Annotated in this window: 15 protein-coding genes, 1 pseudogene and 1 other annotated feature; of the genes and pseudogenes, 6 read left to right on the top strand and 10 right to left on the bottom strand. The window is 32.5% G+C overall.

Features of this window, described 5'->3' with window-relative positions:
* Positions 1-351: 351 nt before the first annotated feature.
* On the bottom strand, positions 352-1,692 hold the full coding sequence (locus tag AC0KUU_RS29165) for an aminotransferase-like domain-containing protein (RefSeq protein WP_322552709.1): 1,341 nt from the start codon (positions 1,690-1,692) through the stop codon (positions 352-354).
* A 120-nt stretch (positions 1,693-1,812) separates the two neighbouring features.
* Between AC0KUU_RS29165 and AC0KUU_RS29160 the strand changes: the two genes are divergently transcribed.
* Positions 1,813-2,733, top strand: coding sequence for a DMT family transporter (locus tag AC0KUU_RS29160; RefSeq protein WP_043980863.1), 921 nt, complete (start codon positions 1,813-1,815; stop codon positions 2,731-2,733).
* 831 nt (positions 2,734-3,564) lie between these two features.
* Complete coding sequence (locus AC0KUU_RS29155; RefSeq protein ID WP_057239729.1) at positions 3,565-3,768, top strand: cold-shock protein; 204 nt, start codon at positions 3,565-3,567, stop codon at positions 3,766-3,768.
* Between the two features lie 265 nt (positions 3,769-4,033).
* Here AC0KUU_RS29155 and AC0KUU_RS29150 read toward each other — a convergent pair whose 3' ends face one another.
* Positions 4,034-4,234, bottom strand: coding sequence for a cold-shock protein (locus tag AC0KUU_RS29150; protein ID WP_013056497.1), 201 nt, complete (start codon positions 4,232-4,234; stop codon positions 4,034-4,036).
* A 243-nt stretch (positions 4,235-4,477) separates the two neighbouring features.
* Between AC0KUU_RS29150 and AC0KUU_RS29145 the strand changes: the two genes are divergently transcribed.
* The 4 genes from AC0KUU_RS29145 (at position 4,478) to AC0KUU_RS29130 (ending at position 7,968) form a co-directional block, all read left to right on the top strand.
* On the top strand, positions 4,478-4,618 hold the full coding sequence (locus AC0KUU_RS29145) for an FbpB family small basic protein (protein WP_080781676.1): 141 nt from the start codon (positions 4,478-4,480) through the stop codon (positions 4,616-4,618).
* 138 nt (positions 4,619-4,756) lie between these two features.
* Positions 4,757-4,939: a hypothetical protein gene (locus AC0KUU_RS29140; RefSeq protein ID WP_025751379.1), complete on the top strand. Its 183-nt coding sequence runs from the start codon at positions 4,757-4,759 to the stop codon at positions 4,937-4,939.
* Between the two features lie 1,734 nt (positions 4,940-6,673).
* Entirely contained in the window at positions 6,674-7,114 is a 441-nt protein-coding gene (locus AC0KUU_RS29135; RefSeq protein WP_025751378.1) for an aspartyl-phosphate phosphatase Spo0E family protein, read from the top strand.
* Positions 7,115-7,470: 356 nt separating this feature from the next.
* Positions 7,471-7,968, top strand: a complete 498-nt coding sequence (locus AC0KUU_RS29130) for a hypothetical protein (RefSeq protein ID WP_035335339.1) — start codon at positions 7,471-7,473, stop codon at positions 7,966-7,968.
* A gap of 164 nt (positions 7,969-8,132) precedes the next feature.
* On the opposite strand, the gene AC0KUU_RS29125 is transcribed toward AC0KUU_RS29130, so the two are convergent.
* From AC0KUU_RS29125 to AC0KUU_RS29090, 8 genes and pseudogenes are all read right to left on the bottom strand, one after another.
* Positions 8,133-8,942, bottom strand: coding sequence for a class I SAM-dependent methyltransferase (locus AC0KUU_RS29125; protein ID WP_165574700.1), 810 nt, complete (start codon positions 8,940-8,942; stop codon positions 8,133-8,135).
* Positions 8,943-9,201: 259 nt separating this feature from the next.
* A pseudogene (locus AC0KUU_RS29120) lies at positions 9,202-10,778 on the bottom strand (2-isopropylmalate synthase).
* 57 nt (positions 10,779-10,835) lie between these two features.
* Positions 10,836-11,079 (bottom strand) — a binding site (T-box leader).
* A 554-nt stretch (positions 11,080-11,633) separates the two neighbouring features.
* Complete coding sequence (locus tag AC0KUU_RS29115; RefSeq protein WP_322552711.1) at positions 11,634-13,250, bottom strand: FAD-dependent monooxygenase; 1,617 nt, start codon at positions 13,248-13,250, stop codon at positions 11,634-11,636.
* Between the two features lie 610 nt (positions 13,251-13,860).
* Positions 13,861-14,292 carry a VOC family protein gene (locus tag AC0KUU_RS29110; RefSeq protein WP_318331331.1) on the bottom strand — a complete coding sequence of 144 codons (432 nt, stop codon included), beginning with the start codon at positions 14,290-14,292 and terminating at the stop codon, positions 13,861-13,863.
* 388 nt (positions 14,293-14,680) lie between these two features.
* On the bottom strand, positions 14,681-15,535 hold the full coding sequence (locus AC0KUU_RS29105) for an ergot alkaloid biosynthesis protein (RefSeq protein ID WP_322552712.1): 855 nt from the start codon (positions 15,533-15,535) through the stop codon (positions 14,681-14,683).
* 38 nt (positions 15,536-15,573) lie between these two features.
* Positions 15,574-16,047, bottom strand: coding sequence for a nuclear transport factor 2 family protein (locus AC0KUU_RS29100; RefSeq protein WP_322552713.1), 474 nt, complete (start codon positions 16,045-16,047; stop codon positions 15,574-15,576).
* A 159-nt stretch (positions 16,048-16,206) separates the two neighbouring features.
* Positions 16,207-16,791, bottom strand: coding sequence for a TetR/AcrR family transcriptional regulator (locus tag AC0KUU_RS29095; RefSeq protein WP_322552714.1), 585 nt, complete (start codon positions 16,789-16,791; stop codon positions 16,207-16,209).
* Between the two features lie 210 nt (positions 16,792-17,001).
* Positions 17,002-17,370: a DUF5412 family protein gene (locus tag AC0KUU_RS29090; RefSeq protein WP_322552715.1), complete on the bottom strand. Its 369-nt coding sequence runs from the start codon at positions 17,368-17,370 to the stop codon at positions 17,002-17,004.
* Between the last annotated feature and the right edge of the window lie 407 nt (positions 17,371-17,777).

The raw sequence follows: 17,777 nt of genomic DNA, 5'->3' as shown, positions 1-17,777 counted from the left end.
TGTTTAAAAGGTGTTTTGATCCCTGTCTCGGAATCAGGGGTCAGTCCCCAAACCAGGTGGGTTTTTCTTTTAATACATAAGTTATTGATAACTTGAGCAAACTACTCAAGAAAAAACGGGGCATCATCTCATAAAACCCAACTAATCAACAGCGAAAAAACTACTGGTTCCCTCCGTTCCAGTAGTTTTTTCTGTTTTTAACCTTATATGCTATACATGTTTAGTTAACGTAATCACCATTACCGGTAGGAATAAATACAAATGGCGCATAAGAAAAATGTACATTATTACAAGAATAATACTTTTAAGTCTCTTCTTAAACAGTGTTAGATATTTAAACTACATCAAAAATCAAAGAAAATAGTTATCTCTTTTCTTTAAAGCACTCGCAATTTTTTTGACACCCTCTTCAATTCGATGATTTTCAACATTTGAAACATTTAACTTTAAAACTCGTTCTTTGTGAAAGCTGGCTAGATAATTACTTTCAACTGAATCCAGATATACTTGCTGTTCATGTAAATAATGAATAAATGACTTCATATTTACTTGTTTAGGTAGCAAAATATGACCGTGCATAACTATTTCTGATGATGATTCGTAATTAGCCAGATGATTTTGCAGTGATTGATGAAGAACTTCGGCACGTTTATGGTAAATACTACTTACTTTTAATTTATTATGTTTAAACATACCGCTTTTTATATAAAGATATAGTGCAGCTTGTGAAATCATAGAGCTATCTATATCTATGGTCGTTCTAAATTTTTGAAAGGTGTTAAGAATAGTGGTAGGAAGAACGGCTAGACCAATTCTTAAACCTGGAAACATGATTTTTGAAAAGCTCTTTAAATAGATAACCTGTTCTTTAATATCCTTTGCAAAAAGAGGATCATTCTTTGTGTTATATTCAAAATCTGCTAAATAGTCATCTTCTATAATATACACATTGTATTTATAAGCTAACTGTAAAATAGCTTCTTTGTCTTTTTTGCTATATGACGTTCCTAAAGGATTATGGAAGCGTGGCATTGTATAAAAAAATTTAATCTCTTCTTCATTGAATATTTTTTCTAATTGCTTTAGATCAATACCTTGTGCTGTACGTGGAATCCCTATTGTACGAATTCCATATGTTTTCAACATATCCATATACAAATGGTAACTAGGTTGTTCAACTAAAATATCAGATCCATTATTTGGAAATGGCATCATGCTTAGTAAAGCGAGTGCCTGCTGAACCCCTGAAGTGATGAAAATCTGTTCAGATTTCGCAAATACTTGATAAGATTCTAAGAGTTTTTTAGCTTCTGTAATTAATAAAGATAAACCTTTTGGTGTTCCATAACGAAACAATTCTTCTTGATATGTATCAATCGCTTTATTAATACACTGTTGAAAGTCTTTATAAGGAAATGCATGCCACGTTGGAGATGATGTTGCAAAATCAATGCCTTCAGTAAATGTTGGTACTTCGAAGACCTGATGTTCCACGACGTAATAACCACTCTTTGGAATGGAATAAATAATATGTTGCTCTTCTAATCGTTTTAAGGCAGCTAATATTGTACTTTTATTACAAATATATTGTTGCGATAAGCCTCTAATTGAGGGTAATTTTGCCCCTGCTGGAAAGTCTCCAGACTGTATCTTTTGAAGTAGGGATTGATAAATTGTTTCATATTTAAGCATAGTATTCCTCCAAATACACATCTGTACCGATACAGATGTGTATTTTTTATATCGTAGATACTGTTAGTTTCTCTTACTATAATGATAACCGGCCGGGTAAATCTAAAGGGGGTCATTCATATGGCTGAAAAGAAAAAAGCATATATAGCAGCACTTACTTATGCCATTATTATCGGATTATCATTTATGTTTGTCAAAGTTGCATTAATTATTGCTACACCTTTTGATGCATTAGCACATCGATTTACTATTGCTTTTATAGGGGTTACAATCTTAAAAGTATTAACGAAAAAATCATTAAAAGTAACCAAAAAGGATATAGGGATTATTGCCTTGTTAGCTATTTTATACCCCACTCTCTTTTTTGCTTTTCAGGTATTTGGACTAGTGAACATATCATCATCTGAAGCTGGAATCATTCAAGCAACAACCCCAATTTTCACATTAATCTTTGCGAGCATATTTTTAAAAGAAACATCTACATCTGGTCAAAAGATAGCTATTATTTTCTCGGTAGTAGGTGTGATATATATTATGTATATGAACGATATAGGAAATAAAAATCCTAGTCTACTAGGAAGTGGTTTGATTTTAATTTCCGCACTTGTATCGTCTCTATACAATGTATGTGCTAGAAATTTAACTCAACGATATTCCTTATTCACCATCACATATATAATGACTTTATTTGGTTTTATTACATTTAATGGTTTGGCATTGACAAATCATCTAATGAATAACACTATCCATCAATTTATCCAGCCTTTTGTTCACCTGGATTTTGTGATTGCAATTGTCTATCTAGGTTTATTATCATCTTTAGTCACGTCCTATCTTTCTAATTACGCCTTATCAAAAATAGAAGCATCTAAAATGAGTGTCTTCAGTAATTTTGCTACACTCATTACAATCTTAGCAGGAGTAATTTTTTTAAAAGAACAATTTCACCTTTATCATCTAGTTGGGGCAATTATCATTATTACAGGAGTTATTGGGACAAATTACTTTGGTACAAAAGATAAACACAGTGAAAAAGCCTAATTTTTTTTTAGAATATATACAAGTCTAGTTACCATAATGGATTTTATAGGAAACCGCACAAAGACAGCGCTCAATCAATTGAACGCTGTCTTTATACAAAAAAGATTTCTTCAGAATCTTCAATCAACTATCTTTATACTACTAAAAATTGATATAAAAAAACTATAACTTTGTTATGATTTCTGACATAGATAATCGAATATTTTTTTTGTACAAAAATAAAAAAGGACATTTCTTCTATGCCCTGTTCCCTCGTATCAGCCCCACCTACGCTAAATACTATGACAGCCACTCATGCCATCCAACCTATCCTTAGTATATATGAAAACGATTACAAAGTAAAGTAATTATTAAAATATTCCGCCTATTCCTTTTGTTATATTTAACTTGTCTACCTTGAATAATATCAAATATCGTGAGCAAACTACCCAAGACACTATAAGGTGTCAAATACATCTATTTAGAGCATTCACCAGAAGAACTATCTTACTCACATAAGGTAGTTTTTTCTGTTTTTAAGGTGTATAAGATATACAATTATAGTTAACATAATACCTCTTTCCAGTAAACATCACAAAAAAGAAGCCTTGTCGCAGAAGAGGGACTGACCCCTAATAGTGAGACAAATAAGAAACACCTTTAAGTTAAAAAACGGGTATATACGACCTAACAATCACTTGGAGGTGTTTTTTCTATGGGGACAAGATATACTTAATACATATTTTGATTCTTGAATTTATAAAAATAAAGCTGTAAAAACTACCAATGCATATAAATGATTCATTACTCCTTTATAAGGTATACTATAGTAAGAGGAATAGTGATGTTAGTATGTATTATTACGGCAAAAGAAATCAAGAACCTTTAGCCCAAGAACAAACAGAGGTTTGGGAATGTACAGTAGAAGATTGTAAGGGCTGGATGAGAAAGGATTTCTCTTACGACAATCACCAAAAATGCCCTTTGTGTGGAAATTATATGAAAGCTGGAGAACGACTTATTAATAAAATCCCCCTTAATCCTCATCGAAGATAATTTATACCAACGCTATCACATAGATTAAAAATTACTACTATATTATTTAATTGAAAATATAGTTAATTTATTTGCATTTGCTTTCTATTTCTAATGTATGTTATAACTAGTTATACCTTGTATCGATCGTCTTGTCTAAAACCCAGGCTTTTTTTAAAGCCTGGGTTTTCTATTGAACTAATAGTAGATAAATCATGGTTTTTTAATTATAAGACCATAAAAAAAGGACTCCTTCATAAGGAGTCCTTTTTGTTATCACTTTTAATTATGCTTTGTGAACGTTAGCAGCTTGTGCTCCACGTTGACCTTGCTCGATATCAAAAGTAACTTTTTGACCTTCTTCTAATGATTTGAAACCTTCACCTTGAATAGCACTGAAATGAACGAATACATCGTCTCCGCCTTCGATTTCAATGAAACCGAAACCTTTGTCTGCATTAAACCATTTTACTGTACCTTGTGTCATAATGTTGCCTCCTGCTGTGGAATGCTCCACAAATGTATTACCTCTCTTGCTCAATCATACTATTTCAAGATAAAAACTTCTGTTTAAGATTTTTTCTTCTCTCAATCTTATACCGAACAAAAACAAGTTAAATATAGTTTAACACATAGGGATATTGATAGCAAATAATTGCTTTTTTCCATTTAACCGTTATAATCATACTTGTATACGGACTAAATTAAACAGTAAGAAAGAAGTGCCACTATGAGAAAGTTAAAACCCTCTTTTCAAAACCTAGTCAATGAAAACAGACATAAAATACTAGAAGATAAAAAGGTCATGGAAAAGATTGAAGAAAAAATTGAAGCTCGCCAGGAGCAGGCTATAAAGATGAAAATGAAATAAGAGTAGAATAAAAACATCCTATCTAAACGGATGTTTTTTTGTATTGTGCTGCTGTTGCATTTCTAGGTAAATGGCTTTTTACAGGATATTTCATCTGCTATGTCGAATCTAGCAAGTCATAAGAAAGGGGCTGTTAATATGAATTCAAAAGAACAAAAGAGGTTGGCAACTACTAGAGAACAAATGGAGAATGCTAAAGAACAAACTGATTTATCTTCTGAATTAGAACAGGACTTAGAGAACTTAGGATTGCAACGACGAATGAAACAATTAGAGTTAGAAAGCAAGTACCTAAAAAACCAGAACGATGAACTACTTTAATTCACAGCACCCGTTCAGGGGTGCTTTTTCAACATTTTAGTACTTTTGCCTCAGAACCACCTATCTATGATTAAGACTTTCTCCCAGAGCAAACAAATAAAAAAGATGGTTTACTCTCTTTTTATCTAATTCAGTTCTATCTATGTATGTATGTTTTATGATGAGATTCCATTAATCTCTATTTACTTTAAATCAACATGTTTCATTTCCAAAATAAATCTTTGATGGTCCAGATTACTTGATCTACAAAAGTTAATTCACGCTTATATCTCTTCCATTCCTTCTCATAATTAACCTCAATATAACATCCAAAGAAAAGAGCTAATCGTCTAGTTGAAATATCTTTATAATGGCTTCTTTATGCATCTTCATAAATTATAGTATTAAGACACAACAAAATTTGACAAAATAAAAAACTTAACCTTATTCTATACTTAAAGATAAACTCAAGGAGTTGAGTTATAGCATAAATGGATAACATGCAGCGCTTTATAGAGTTAGTTTTACAGTTTGAACAATCCTTAAATAGAAAGCTAACTAATCAAGAAAAGGAATTCCTGATGTGGGTTGTAAAAAAGGAAAAACAGATAGAAGCGTAATTCTGAATTAATTACTCCTATCTGTTTTAGTAATGAAGGGTAGAGCCCTTCTTTTCAATTCTTCTTCGAGAATAAGAATGTTTGATCATTTAATTTCTCCTGTACCTGTACAAACCCTCCCGTAACAAGTAGCTTTAAATGTGTTGTATTATTTTCTATCCCAAAAGCTTTACATAATTCATATTGAATTTTCACACATCCCAATTTGTCTAATTCCCTTACAATACCTGTTCTTTTTATTTTATCTGAATTAAAACCTTTGTTCCACTCGGCAATTGATCGACTTGATAAGATATCAAAGAACCTGCGCTCCGATTATCAGCAGGATTACCATACTCAATTTCTGCACCTGTTCCTCCTTCATCACAAAATGTCATTGAAAATTCATCTCTATCATAACCTTACTTAGTAGGAAGCCTCTTTAAAGATTGGCTTCTGTTCTCTTCTGCCCCATAAGGATTAATTGTACAAATAGCTGACTTACCTTTATTAATGGTATGTTCAATATGTGCTGCAGTTTTAGAGTATTTATCAGTCGGAAAATAAATCACTTTATCTATCATAGGATGTGTTACTCTCTTGTGATGAAGAGAATAAATCCTTTAAGTCAATGTTTTCTACGTCAGTCACATAAGCTAAAATCAACAAAATAAAAATAATCCAGTATATGATTTTTTTCAATCTTCTCAACTCCTTCACTAAAAACAGTATTATGAGAAACGCTCAGAATTGCAATGAATGGACAATGACCCGCGAAATAAAGGATATTTTCTTCTGGTAGCTTCTCAGTAACAACACTTCAACACTTATGCACCAGAATCCCCTTAACTATGTATAGTTAATTTATGATTAAGGTTGTCCAATATAGATAGTCCCAAAAAGTACACCTTTTAGACTGTGAAAAAATGACTTGAAAAACAGCTATCCCATTCGAAAAAGTATACTTTTTCGAATGGGATAGCTCATTAATGTCTATAATTTTTGTATTTTCTTGTAATTTTTTGATATCTTTTGTAGAAACCGTTTTCATTCTATCTTATATTGCTCATAATATTTTTTATTGGCTCTATCTTTTTATTATAGACCTACTAAATTTCCTAGAAACTGAAAAATTGCGATGAGGTGAGAAAAAGCTATGTCAATGGTAATCAATTCAGTAGGTCAAATAAAGGACTTACGAAAGTGTATTGCAAAAAAAAGGAAAGAATTAATTGATCTAGGTAATAATTATGGACTTTTAGATAAAAAAACAATTAAGTGTAGTCAAGATTTGGACAAGCTTATAAATTTGCATATGAAATCTTATTCTAGTTCAACTAACATGTTTTTAGATTACGGAGGAGATCTACCTAGAACGAGACACTCGTATGGTAATCGTAAAGGTAGTGATTTTAAATATGAGGTAAAAGCCGTTGAGCTTGCAAGAAGTAATATTCGTTTTTGTTCTGCCCAGTTGATTGCTCATTCGAATCTAGCAACATTTGGAGTATGTACTGCTTTAGTTCTAGTTGGTAATGGAACTAAAGCAGGTTTTGTTACCCTTCAAAATTTACGAAAGTTAACAACTCATTCGTGAAAATCTATCTTTTCTAACGCTTTAAACTAAATGTATAAATACTTAAAAAACATCGGATTAGAAAAAACTGATGTTTTTTTAAGCACTTTAAAATTAGAAACTGATACTAATTTAACTTTTCCTAATGAATCTTATTCCTTGATTTCATATGTACCATTGTTATATAACCACAAAACAGTATAATTTTTTTCTTTGAATATGACGTTACAACCAACCTTCATTAATTATCCTACCAAGCGCAAGGTTTTCTAAATAATTCTTTAAGGATACTGATTCATCAGTTTCCTTTTTTATTTTGAGAAAACAGGGAATCTTTTAAGACTCGTCGTATTCATATAGATAAAGAGGTGGTTGAATTGAAACAATTAATTATCAATAATGTTGAATTTAACGTTGAAAATTTCGAAGAAAAAACAATTACACATTCCACTACAGGTGAGCAGCTAAAAAAGATTGGTTTTGCGTTTTCGATTATAGGAAAAAAAGATTATAACTTATATGACTTATTTTTCGAGAGCCCCGATTTTGAACTTACTATTGTTGATACAAATGAGAAACTTAAAATGAAAAATATTTCACACAGTACTTTTTATCAAGCAGCAGAGATAACAGATGACACAAAAATCGTATTTAGAATTAAGTTACAACAAGAACCAGCCAAAGAAAAAGAACTTACAAAAGATCAGAAGTTGATGGTTAATGCCGTAAATGAGGTTGTTTTATCTAGAGTAAGATTTAAAGCTTTAGAAGAAATACTAGAAGAAAAAGGATTAATCAAAGGTGATGAATTATTTGATAAGATTGAAAAAGTAGCTAAAAGAGATTTTGACAAGTTAAAGAAAGAATTACTTTAGGGTAAAGAAGAAATAAATACGTAAAAGTACTCCTATTTTATCAAGGTACTTATTTATTTTTCCATAAAGATCATTTTCGTATATTATTTCCGAGAAATAGATTTTATAGGTAGCTAAAACCTCCAATCTATTAATATAAATTGGAGGTTTTATGAGAGATACATTTACAAAGTTCTTACACCCTCTACAGCTAACATATACATTGTTAAAGATTGAGCCTCTTTAGTCATCCATTCGCGATATTCTTTTTCCGCCGTTATATATTCTATTTCAGTAATATACCCATCCCTTTCCATTTGAATTCCTCTACTTGAAGCAGTATCTGCCCATATTCCAATATTTGTATTAAAATTAGAATCTGTTCGGTTAGATACCTCGTGTTGAGGGGTTATAATGATGTCTTGAATACCAATTTCCCGAAACATATTAGTAAGGTCATCAGCAATTGCATTATTCATACCTGCGTCAGAACGCCATTTCAAATATGTAGAATAGAAAGAAGTCATACTTGAAGGAGGGGCCGGTTCCCATGATATCTTTTCATGATTATAGTCTACGACCAAAATACGACCACCAATTTTGGCAGCAGATTTCATCATTTGCAATGCTTTCAAAGGGTCGGACAGCCATATTAACACCCTAGCACAGGTAACAATATCAAATTCTCCTTCATAGGTAAGATTAAAGATATCACCTGTTTCAAAAGTTAATCCTGGAGTTTTACCATGATTTTGACGAGCTTTTTCGATTAGATTGGGATTGCTATCGATTCCTACGACCCACCCCTTTGGACCTAATGATTCTGCTATTCCACGTGTAATTGCTCCTGTTCCACATCCTAAATCAAGAACCTTCATACCTTCCTTAAGTATACTTGCAAGCCTTTTATGGGAGTATGTTAGTGACCGGGAATCTAATACGTTTGTTAACTTCCCTGCTAATTCAGCCCGATTGCGGGCAATATTCCCTTCCATATGGTAGACCTCCTAATTAATAAATCCCTACTTTTTCTTAAAGGCGACAATTCGAATTCGTTTATATTCAGCTACCCATATACCATCTTTATATAGATTGGTATTTATTTTATTTTTCCACTTAGAAACTCAGGAAAAATCATCTGCAAAACTATCTAACCAATAATTTAATCCCTTTTCTCCTTCTGTTAACGATGTAAGTCGACCGAAGTAATTACCCAAACAAACTAAGCACATTCCCTTAAATATTACCTTTTATCTATTCAATCGGAAGTAAAGTATCAACCACAATACTGTTTACAGCATTGATATACGCAAATGCACTTGCTTTCATAATATCCGTATCTGTTGCTTTGGCAACATACTTTTCTCCTCTGTATTCCACTTGAATCTTCACTTTCCCTAATGCTTCCTTACCTCTTGATACACTGCTAATATTATATTCAATCAATTTAATATCTAAATCACTAATTTCTGTAATAGCAGAATACAAAGCATCAATCGGGCCAGACCCGACTGCACTGTTTTTCAATATTTGATCGCCCTTTTTAATCTTCACACTTGCAGACGGGAAATTTGTATTACTAATCACTTGCAGGTCCATTAGTTCATAAAAGTGATCGCTATAATGCGTCATATCCTGATTATGAATATCATTTTTTGTATAATAGTTCTCAACGATGACATATAAATCATGATTATATACTTCCTTTTTTGCATCTGCCAATTCAAGAAAATCTTCAAATACCCCTTCAAATTGTATATTAGTCATCTCATTAAAACCTAATGACTCAAGCGCGTTTTTTACCGCATGACGTCCAGAACGGGCGGTTAAAACAAGTTCCATATCATCTAAACCAACTTCAATTGGACTAATGATTTCGTAAGCATCTCTTGCTTTTAATAAACCGTCTTGGTGTATACCTGAAGAATGAGCAAAAGCATTATCACCTGTAATGGCTTTATTTACTTGTACTTCAAGTCCCATTAAACTACTTACCAACCTAGATGTATTCATGATTTCTTTTGTATTAATATTTGTGTACGCGTTATAAACTGATGAACGCGTATTAATTGCCATAACAACCTCTTCTAGTGCAGCATTACCTGCACGTTCACCAATGCCATTTATCGTACATTCAACCTTATCTGCCCCATTTTTTATTGCAGCTAACGTATTCGCTGTTGCCATACCAAGATCATTATGACAATGGACACTTAAAAGCACTTTATCATTCAAATTTTTCAAGCGATCATTTATTTTAAAGATTAGTTCACCAAACTCTTCCGGCTCGGCATAGCCAACTGTATCGGGTACATTAATAATGGTAGCCCCTGCCTTTACAACGGCTTCAATCGTTGCCCATAAATATTCAAAATCGGAGCGAGACGCATCCTCCGTTGAATATTGTACATCTGGTAAAAATGTTTTTGCATATTTTACTGCATCAACGCCGAGATCTAAAATTTGACTTTTCGATTTCCCAAACTTCTTTTCCACATGAATGTCTGAAGCGCCTAAAACTATATGGATTAACGGTTTTTTAGCATATTTCACACTATTATAATATTATAAACAGCATCAATATCAGCCTTTACTGCTCTTGCTAACGCTGTGATGATCATGTCTTCTGTATTTCCTATTTTCATAGCAATTTCTTTCACAGCATTAAAATCACCAGCTGAAGACGAAGGAAAACCAGCTTCGATAATATCAACTTTCATCTTCTTTAGTTGCTGCGCTACTTCTAGTTTTTCATACAGATTCAGCTTAGCCCCTGGAACTTGCTCGCCATCTCTTAAAGTCGTATCAAACATCCAAATTTTTCTCGTCATTTCGGAAACACTCCTTTGTCATATTAATGTATAAAAAAAGCCCCGCCTCTATAAAAATATAGAGACGAGGCGTTGCTCGCGGTACCACTCTAATTGATTAATCATTACATAATTAACCCACTCATTTTCGGCAGCTATCACCACCTATCTTCATAACGGTAGAAAACCGACATCCCCTACTTATAATGTTCAGGGAGTAGCTCTTGGATGAGTTCAAAGGTAATAACTACCGATTCTCACCAACCACCGGCTCTCTGACAAGTTTATATATCCTTCTAATATTTCCAATCTTTGCTTATTATTATTTGATTACATGCAATATTATATCTATCTAATCGATTTGTCAACAAAATTTTTTGAATATAAAATTTATTGGGAATATAAAAAATATCTATTTTGCAAGTTATTAATTTGCACATAAACATCCACTATTCTTGAGTAATGTTTAAAGTATTTTCTTAAAAAGATTTTTGTATATTACTTATATTGGAGAAAAATGATCTATTTGTCGTCAGTAAGAGTAACTAATAAAACTATTATTTTAATAATGTAGTTTATACATTTACTTCTATATATAAATGGTTTTATTTTCTTATTTTTGATTTAATATATTTTATTAAAAGTATAATAAAGTTAAGTGTTTTTAAATTTAATGTTAATTCATAGTTAATATAACAATTGCTTAAAAGGGAAGAGGTAGAACATGTTATCTGTCTGCAATATCTGATATTGATACTTTGTGATTTTTATGAAAACTCACTCAAAAGGCATACGTTTTAACACGTATGCCTTTTAAGATGTTATATTATTTAATTTTTAACTAATTTTAAGTCAGAAGCATGCGTATCAGTTTATTTACGATAGTATGCTATTCATGACCTTCTTAAGAATTAGATGAGGATTTGATTCCTCCTCTTTTGTACGCCATGCTACAAAACCGTCTGGTCTTATCAATACAGCTCCTTGAGAGGTAACATCGTACACTGCTTCCCAGCTATTCTCACACTCAACACAATCTCCTTGTAAACTGATACTATAAACATTAATAGGAACACCTAAGTGAGAAGATACATTCCGGGCAGCAGTGCGCCAAAGGCTATTATCTTTTCCCGTAAATAAGATGAAATTTTCACCTATTAGATCTAAGGTAGATATACGCTTACCTTGGTACTTCAACCACATATGTGGAGCACGAGTACCTGGTCTTCCGTTTAGTTCTAATTGATCCATTCTATGTGGTGTATCGGAGTTTTCCTCAATAATTGCTGTTGAGTTATATTTATACCCTACAGTAACTGCAGTATGGTCCATACTATTGAGGGTGCTTACACCTTTCTTTATAACACTAAATAACAAATCACTGGCATATTTTGTTGTTAATTCTACAGCATAGTGTCTCTCATCATGATAAGTTTGGAGCAATCGTGGATGAGCTTGTTTGTGTATCACTGCAGCCAGCTTCCAAGCTAAATTATGAGCATCCTGAATACCTGTATTCGAACCAAATCCTCCGGTAGGTGGCATAAGATGAGCTGCGTCGCCAATTAGAAAGACTCGATTGTCTTGAAAACGAGTAGCTGTCTGTTCTGCAGCTGCCCACGGTAAAATACTGAAGATGACAATATCAAGATTTGAAACTCCTATAGCTTTTTTTATAATCTCACAGCATCGCTCTTCAGAAAAATCTTCTGGACTTTCTCCATTTGAGGGATTATAGGCCACGTGGTAAATCCATTCATCACGATTGTTAACGGTGATGAGCGCGCCAAATACTTCTGGGTTTAGGATTTGAATCCAGCCAAACTGGCTAGGTTTTAGAAAGCGACTTAGATCAGCCTGAAAATAGATGTTAATATAATGTCCGCCGATGACTCCTCTTCCTGTAGTTGGAATTTTTGTATATTGACGAATTGTGCTTTTAGCACCGTCTGCTGCAACTAAATAATCACTTCGAATTTTTTCTTTCGTTCCTGTCTCTCGATTTATAATAGTGGCTGTTACTCCTAAATCGTCTTGTTGATACTTTATAAGTTCAGTATTATAGCGTATATGCCCTTTTCCTTCTTTAGCAGTTTGAAGAAGGATAGGTTCTAGTTCAGTTTGATAACAAGATGCTGGCTTTGAAGGGCTCACCTTTTCAAAATTTTCTATTCTCTCTTTCTCAAGAGCTTTTTGGGAGTTCTCCGCCGTTTCTAATTTCTCAGGGTCTATGCTTTTGATTGTCTCTACAGCAATCCTTCCACGAATATTATCTAATGGTTCGCTAGCAGTCCGGATAGCTGCCTCTAATCCAAGTTGTCGAAATATTTCCATCGTACGAAATGTAATCCCTCCAGCTTTTGGATGGATAGCTGTACCAGTGTGTTTTTCAATTAGTAAATAATCAACGTTATGGCGTGCCAAAAATAGAGCAGAGGTAAGTCCACTAAGACCTCCACCTACTATTAAAACAGGAACATGTTTGTGTATCATAGAAATTTTCCTTTCAATTTTAAATGTACCCATGGGTCTTACTGAATTCAGTAATCAAACTATAACCTAAAAAAAAATGAAATTGTAGACTGTTTTTAGGTTATGTTTTATAATGATAATAGAGTACGCCCCAAATGAGGGGCGTTTTTTTTCTATAACTTTTTAAAGGAATACTCATTAATATTAATGGAAACAACAGACACTTCCTGACTTTATACATGTGTTCTATTCTGTATTATCTTACTGTCTGTGTCCTTATATTTTATACATGTTCAGTTCTCATAATGGATTTTATCGGTATGAAATAGAAAAGAAACCTTTTAGTTTTAATATAAAGTAACCGTTTTCATTTTTTGCTTTCTCAAAACGATTTGATAGGTTATAATAAATATCTACAAAAATATTAAATGATATGTAAGTAACAAGCAATTACACCCTTAATATTTAGCTAAAAGAAAAGCCCACCTCTGACAAATCAGGTGGGTTTTTCTTTTTTTTGATGTATGTGATGCATATCCTTGGTTAACATAAAACACATTCCGGAACTCAGCCAAGAAAAGCTTAAACGAGAAGAACTCTTGAAATAATAAAAATACCAGCTTTTTATTAATTACTCATTATCAGTAGCTTGTGTGGAAATTTGCCAAGTAACACCGAATTTATCTGTTACTTGTCCATATGATGGGCTCCAAAAAGTTTCTTGAAGTGGCATTCCTACTTGACCACCTTCTTTTAGTTTTTCGAACACTTCTTTTGATTTTTCTATACTGTCTATGGCGATAGCTACCGTTACTTGTGATCCAATTTGGTATGGTTGACCTGGGAATGTGTCAGAAAGCATCAAATCATTATCACCCACTTTTAAGTGCGCATTCATTACACGGTCTATTGCTTCTATAGGAGTAGGGAATTCTGGATTTCCGGGCATTTCTCCGAACGTTTGAACTCCAATAACTTTGGCATCCAATGCTTTTTCGTAAAATTTAACAGCTTCTTGTCCATTACCGTTCATAACTAAATAAGGATAAATTCCTAAAACCATTGAAAACACCTCTTTTAAAATTTTAGTTAGACTTTAACAAATCACAGTTACATAAAAAAAGAAATCATGTTTGATTTAGTCATAACTCTCACTACGTATCTATACAACAAATTCATTGGGTTATCCTGCAGCGTTAGTTGATTAAGAAAAAAAGATACACGTACATCTGAAAACATAGATTTCTATGTACACCATATAAAAACCTAGTTACCATAAAACGGATTATCGTTAGTTTATATTATCAATCAACAAAAAGATACAGCTTAGTGTTAAATGATTTTCTAATTGTTTTATTTTCATTTATATCTTATTTTCCAGACTGATTAGTCCAATATATATATATGAAAGACTATTGAGTCTAGAAAACTAAACTTTATTCATTTAATCATTATCTCTGCTTCCAGAAATGAGCGTTTATAGTCGCAAATTCAATTAATGAACGTGGCTTTCTACCGGTTATACGCTCTACAGTGTCAGCAGTACGATTCTCTGCACCTTTTTGAATTGCTTTATCTAACCCTACCATAAATTCAGCATATTCTTTGCTCATTCCAACTTCGACCATTCTATCTTTTAAAATAGAAGTGGAAATAGGAACATGATGGATCGATTCTCTTATTACAGAACCAATAATGCTTGCTGCTTCAGTATAACTTAATGCCTCTGGACCTGTAATAAGATGATTAGTATTGTGAGGAATCTCGTCAATCAGTGCATGTACTCCAACTTCAGCAATATCATCTGCATCTACAAAACCTACTTTTCCATCTTCTGTAGCTGTAACAATTTCTTTATTTTCTTTAATAGTATAGCCGTGTTGAATACCAATAAAATTTTGCATAAAGTAGGATGGTTGTAGCACAGCCCACTCCGGAGCTTTTTCTCTTACAGCTTGATGGATCTTTCCAAATACAGGACCTCCTTCATTAATCAACGAAGAGCTTAGCAAAACAATCCTTTTTACACCCTTTTTTAAGGCTAGTTCTATAAACGGTAAGACGATAGGAGATGGATCCATTACACCTACAGGTGCTACAAGGTACAATTTCTTTATATTTTCTAGTGCAAGGTTATGTGTTGCCTCATCATACCAATCAAAATACACGTGGTCTACTTCAGTTCCCAAAGTATTTTTGCGACTTGCTATCCGAGGTTTATAACCACATTCTATTAGTTTTTTTGCAATGCGACTTCCAGTTGTACCTGTTCCACCTGTTATTAGTATTTGGTTTTGTATGTTCATGTAAATCTCTCCTTTTTTCTTATAATACAAATATTTTTTTACTGGTTAAGAGTATGTGAATTGTTCAGAAAATCGATCTTATTTCCTCCGAAAGATTCTATTGCTACTAAGGGGTTCCAATAATCTTTGTAGTGACTAATTTTTCCGTTATTTATTTCAATTACGCTAATATAAGTTTGCTTATAAGGCAATCCAGTATGAACAACCTGGCCTTCACATTTAAACTCAGCAATTAAGATATTTGAGTTTAAAATGTGATGAATTTGAGGGGGAGTAAACCTAAATAAATTAATTTTTTCAGGGAAATCTTTTATATACTCATAGATATTTGCTTTACCCTCTATTTTCTCTGGAAAGTCTGGAAGGGCAAAAGGAAATTCAAAGACAGCATGTTCATCCCATAGAGAAATCCATTTATCCATATCTTTTTCCAACATAAATGTTAAAAACTGCTCAAGAATTTGTTCAGCATCTCTCTTATTGGTACTAGTTACATTTGAATTATTAGTCATAGTAGACACCTCGTTTATTATTTTATTTGAAATTTTTGTACTACATTTGCTACTTTTTTGGACTGAACAGTCCGAAAAGTATAAAAAAATATTATTTTATAGGCAAAGTTCTATTATTTCCTTGCCTATAAAATTTACTAAGTTTAAAAAATTTCTTACTTAATCAATAATTGAGAGACTAATACGAACCACATCTTGGAGCGATCTAAGATCTGGCGTTAATTTAGCTACAAAGGTAAGAGACAATCTCGCTTGATTTAAATAACGAGCAAGGCTTAAAAGATCTTTGTGATGGTCTTTTAATTCATTTTGGTTTTTAGCACGCACAAGCGCTCGATAAAAAGCTGTTTCAAGTTCCTGGTTTTTCTGATGAAAATACCGGGCAATCTCTTCGTTATGTGGCATCTGTTCAACTGCACTGTTAATGATATAACACATTTTTGCTCGTTCAGGATCTTGAAGAGCATTTATACCTTCTTGAAATATTTCATGAATGGCTTCCTTTACAGAAGGAGAGTTATCAAGGTGTTTAATCACGAGCGCATTTTTTTCATCAACATAATGTTTAACAGCCAAGTAAAAAAGATCTTTCTTTGTACCATAGGTATCATATAAACTTTGGCGTGCAATTCCTAAATGTTTAAGTAAGTCTTGAAGAGATGTACCTTCAAAACCTTTTTCTCCAAAGATCTCCATCGCTTTATGAAGGACTAGTACTGTATCAAATTCTTTATTTCTTCCCAAATTATTTCCACCTCTTGGATAAAATAATAACCTTTTCGGACTGAATAGTCAAGAATTAAAATACAATTATTTTCCTGCGCTTTTTTGCGATAGGATTTAAGTTTTTTCTAGTTTTAGCTTAACAATATATAAAAATAAAGTTAACATAATCAACATTATTGGTATTAAAAAACATAAAAGCCCTTTAAAAGGCTTTTATGTTTGACTCATTTATTCAGTATCATATCTAAAATCAAACGTATCTTTCTTTACATTTAGTACATGACCACTAATATTAACGGTATCATGATTGATCCACTTTACTTTAGCTTTTTCCTGAGGGTAATTCCAATAAATATTTTTAGTTTTGTTAAAGATCTTATTATTGTATGTAACTTCTCCTCTTATCGCAAAGCCTGTGGTTGCTCCACCACTTGATTGATATACTTTTACTGTGTAGTTTCCATTTGGTGAAGTACTTTGAGAAATATAGTCACCTGAAGGTAAATGCTGCGGGTTAAAAAATAGTTGCCATATAGTAAAACCTATAATAAATACTGATACTAATGCACCCAAAATAATAATATATACTTTTTTCATGTTCTATCTCCAATTTGTCCTAAATATAAAATCCCTCTAAACAACTTATATAATAATAAATCAAAAATAGTAAAATCTGAATATTATATTTAGAATTAGTGACACTTAACATAATGGATTTTATCGGAATACGCAATTAAAGAAAAAGCTCTATTATTAGATTATCGAATAAGAAAAGGGATAAATTATAACAGATTTATTAGAGGGAATTTCAAACTAATAAATTCAAGTGAAGTTTGTTATTGGAAGTGTGATACATTAAATAAGAGACAAGAAATGAAAGGAGTTTTTTTAATGAATAACTATGAAGCACAAAATGAATTGCCACCAAAAACATGTACAATCGATCGACTTGTAACGATGCCGGATGATGTAAATAAAGTACTCAAGGGCAGAAAAACAGCAAC

This window comes from Priestia sp. ST2 (assembly GCF_055810735.1).
The sequence above is the reverse complement of the archived record's forward strand: the minus strand, read 5'-3'. Positions and strand labels throughout refer to the sequence as shown.

What these genes read in the sequence shown, in the direction of transcription:
- AC0KUU_RS29165 (WP_322552709.1), bottom strand. Translation starts at nt 1,692, where the DNA reads ATGCTTAAATATGAAACAATTTATCAATCCCTACTTCAAAAGATACAG.
- AC0KUU_RS29160 (WP_043980863.1), top strand. Translation starts at nt 1,813, where the DNA reads ATGGCTGAAAAGAAAAAAGCATATATAGCAGCACTTACTTATGCCATT.
- AC0KUU_RS29155 (WP_057239729.1), top strand. Translation starts at nt 3,565, where the DNA reads ATGTATTATTACGGCAAAAGAAATCAAGAACCTTTAGCCCAAGAACAA.
- AC0KUU_RS29150 (WP_013056497.1), bottom strand. Translation starts at nt 4,234, where the DNA reads ATGACACAAGGTACAGTAAAATGGTTTAATGCAGACAAAGGTTTCGGT.
- AC0KUU_RS29145 (WP_080781676.1), top strand. Translation starts at nt 4,478, where the DNA reads ATGAGAAAGTTAAAACCCTCTTTTCAAAACCTAGTCAATGAAAACAGA.
- AC0KUU_RS29140 (WP_025751379.1), top strand. Translation starts at nt 4,757, where the DNA reads ATGAATTCAAAAGAACAAAAGAGGTTGGCAACTACTAGAGAACAAATG.
- AC0KUU_RS29135 (WP_025751378.1), top strand. Translation starts at nt 6,674, where the DNA reads ATGTCAATGGTAATCAATTCAGTAGGTCAAATAAAGGACTTACGAAAG.
- AC0KUU_RS29125 (WP_165574700.1), bottom strand. Translation starts at nt 8,942, where the DNA reads ATGGAAGGGAATATTGCCCGCAATCGGGCTGAATTAGCAGGGAAGTTA.
- AC0KUU_RS29115 (WP_322552711.1), bottom strand. Translation starts at nt 13,250, where the DNA reads ATGATACACAAACATGTTCCTGTTTTAATAGTAGGTGGAGGTCTTAGT.
- AC0KUU_RS29110 (WP_318331331.1), bottom strand. Translation starts at nt 14,292, where the DNA reads ATGGTTTTAGGAATTTATCCTTATTTAGTTATGAACGGTAATGGACAA.
- AC0KUU_RS29105 (WP_322552712.1), bottom strand. Translation starts at nt 15,535, where the DNA reads ATGAACATACAAAACCAAATACTAATAACAGGTGGAACAGGTACAACT.
- AC0KUU_RS29100 (WP_322552713.1), bottom strand. Translation starts at nt 16,047, where the DNA reads ATGACTAATAATTCAAATGTAACTAGTACCAATAAGAGAGATGCTGAA.
- AC0KUU_RS29090 (WP_322552715.1), bottom strand. Translation starts at nt 17,370, where the DNA reads ATGAAAAAAGTATATATTATTATTTTGGGTGCATTAGTATCAGTATTT.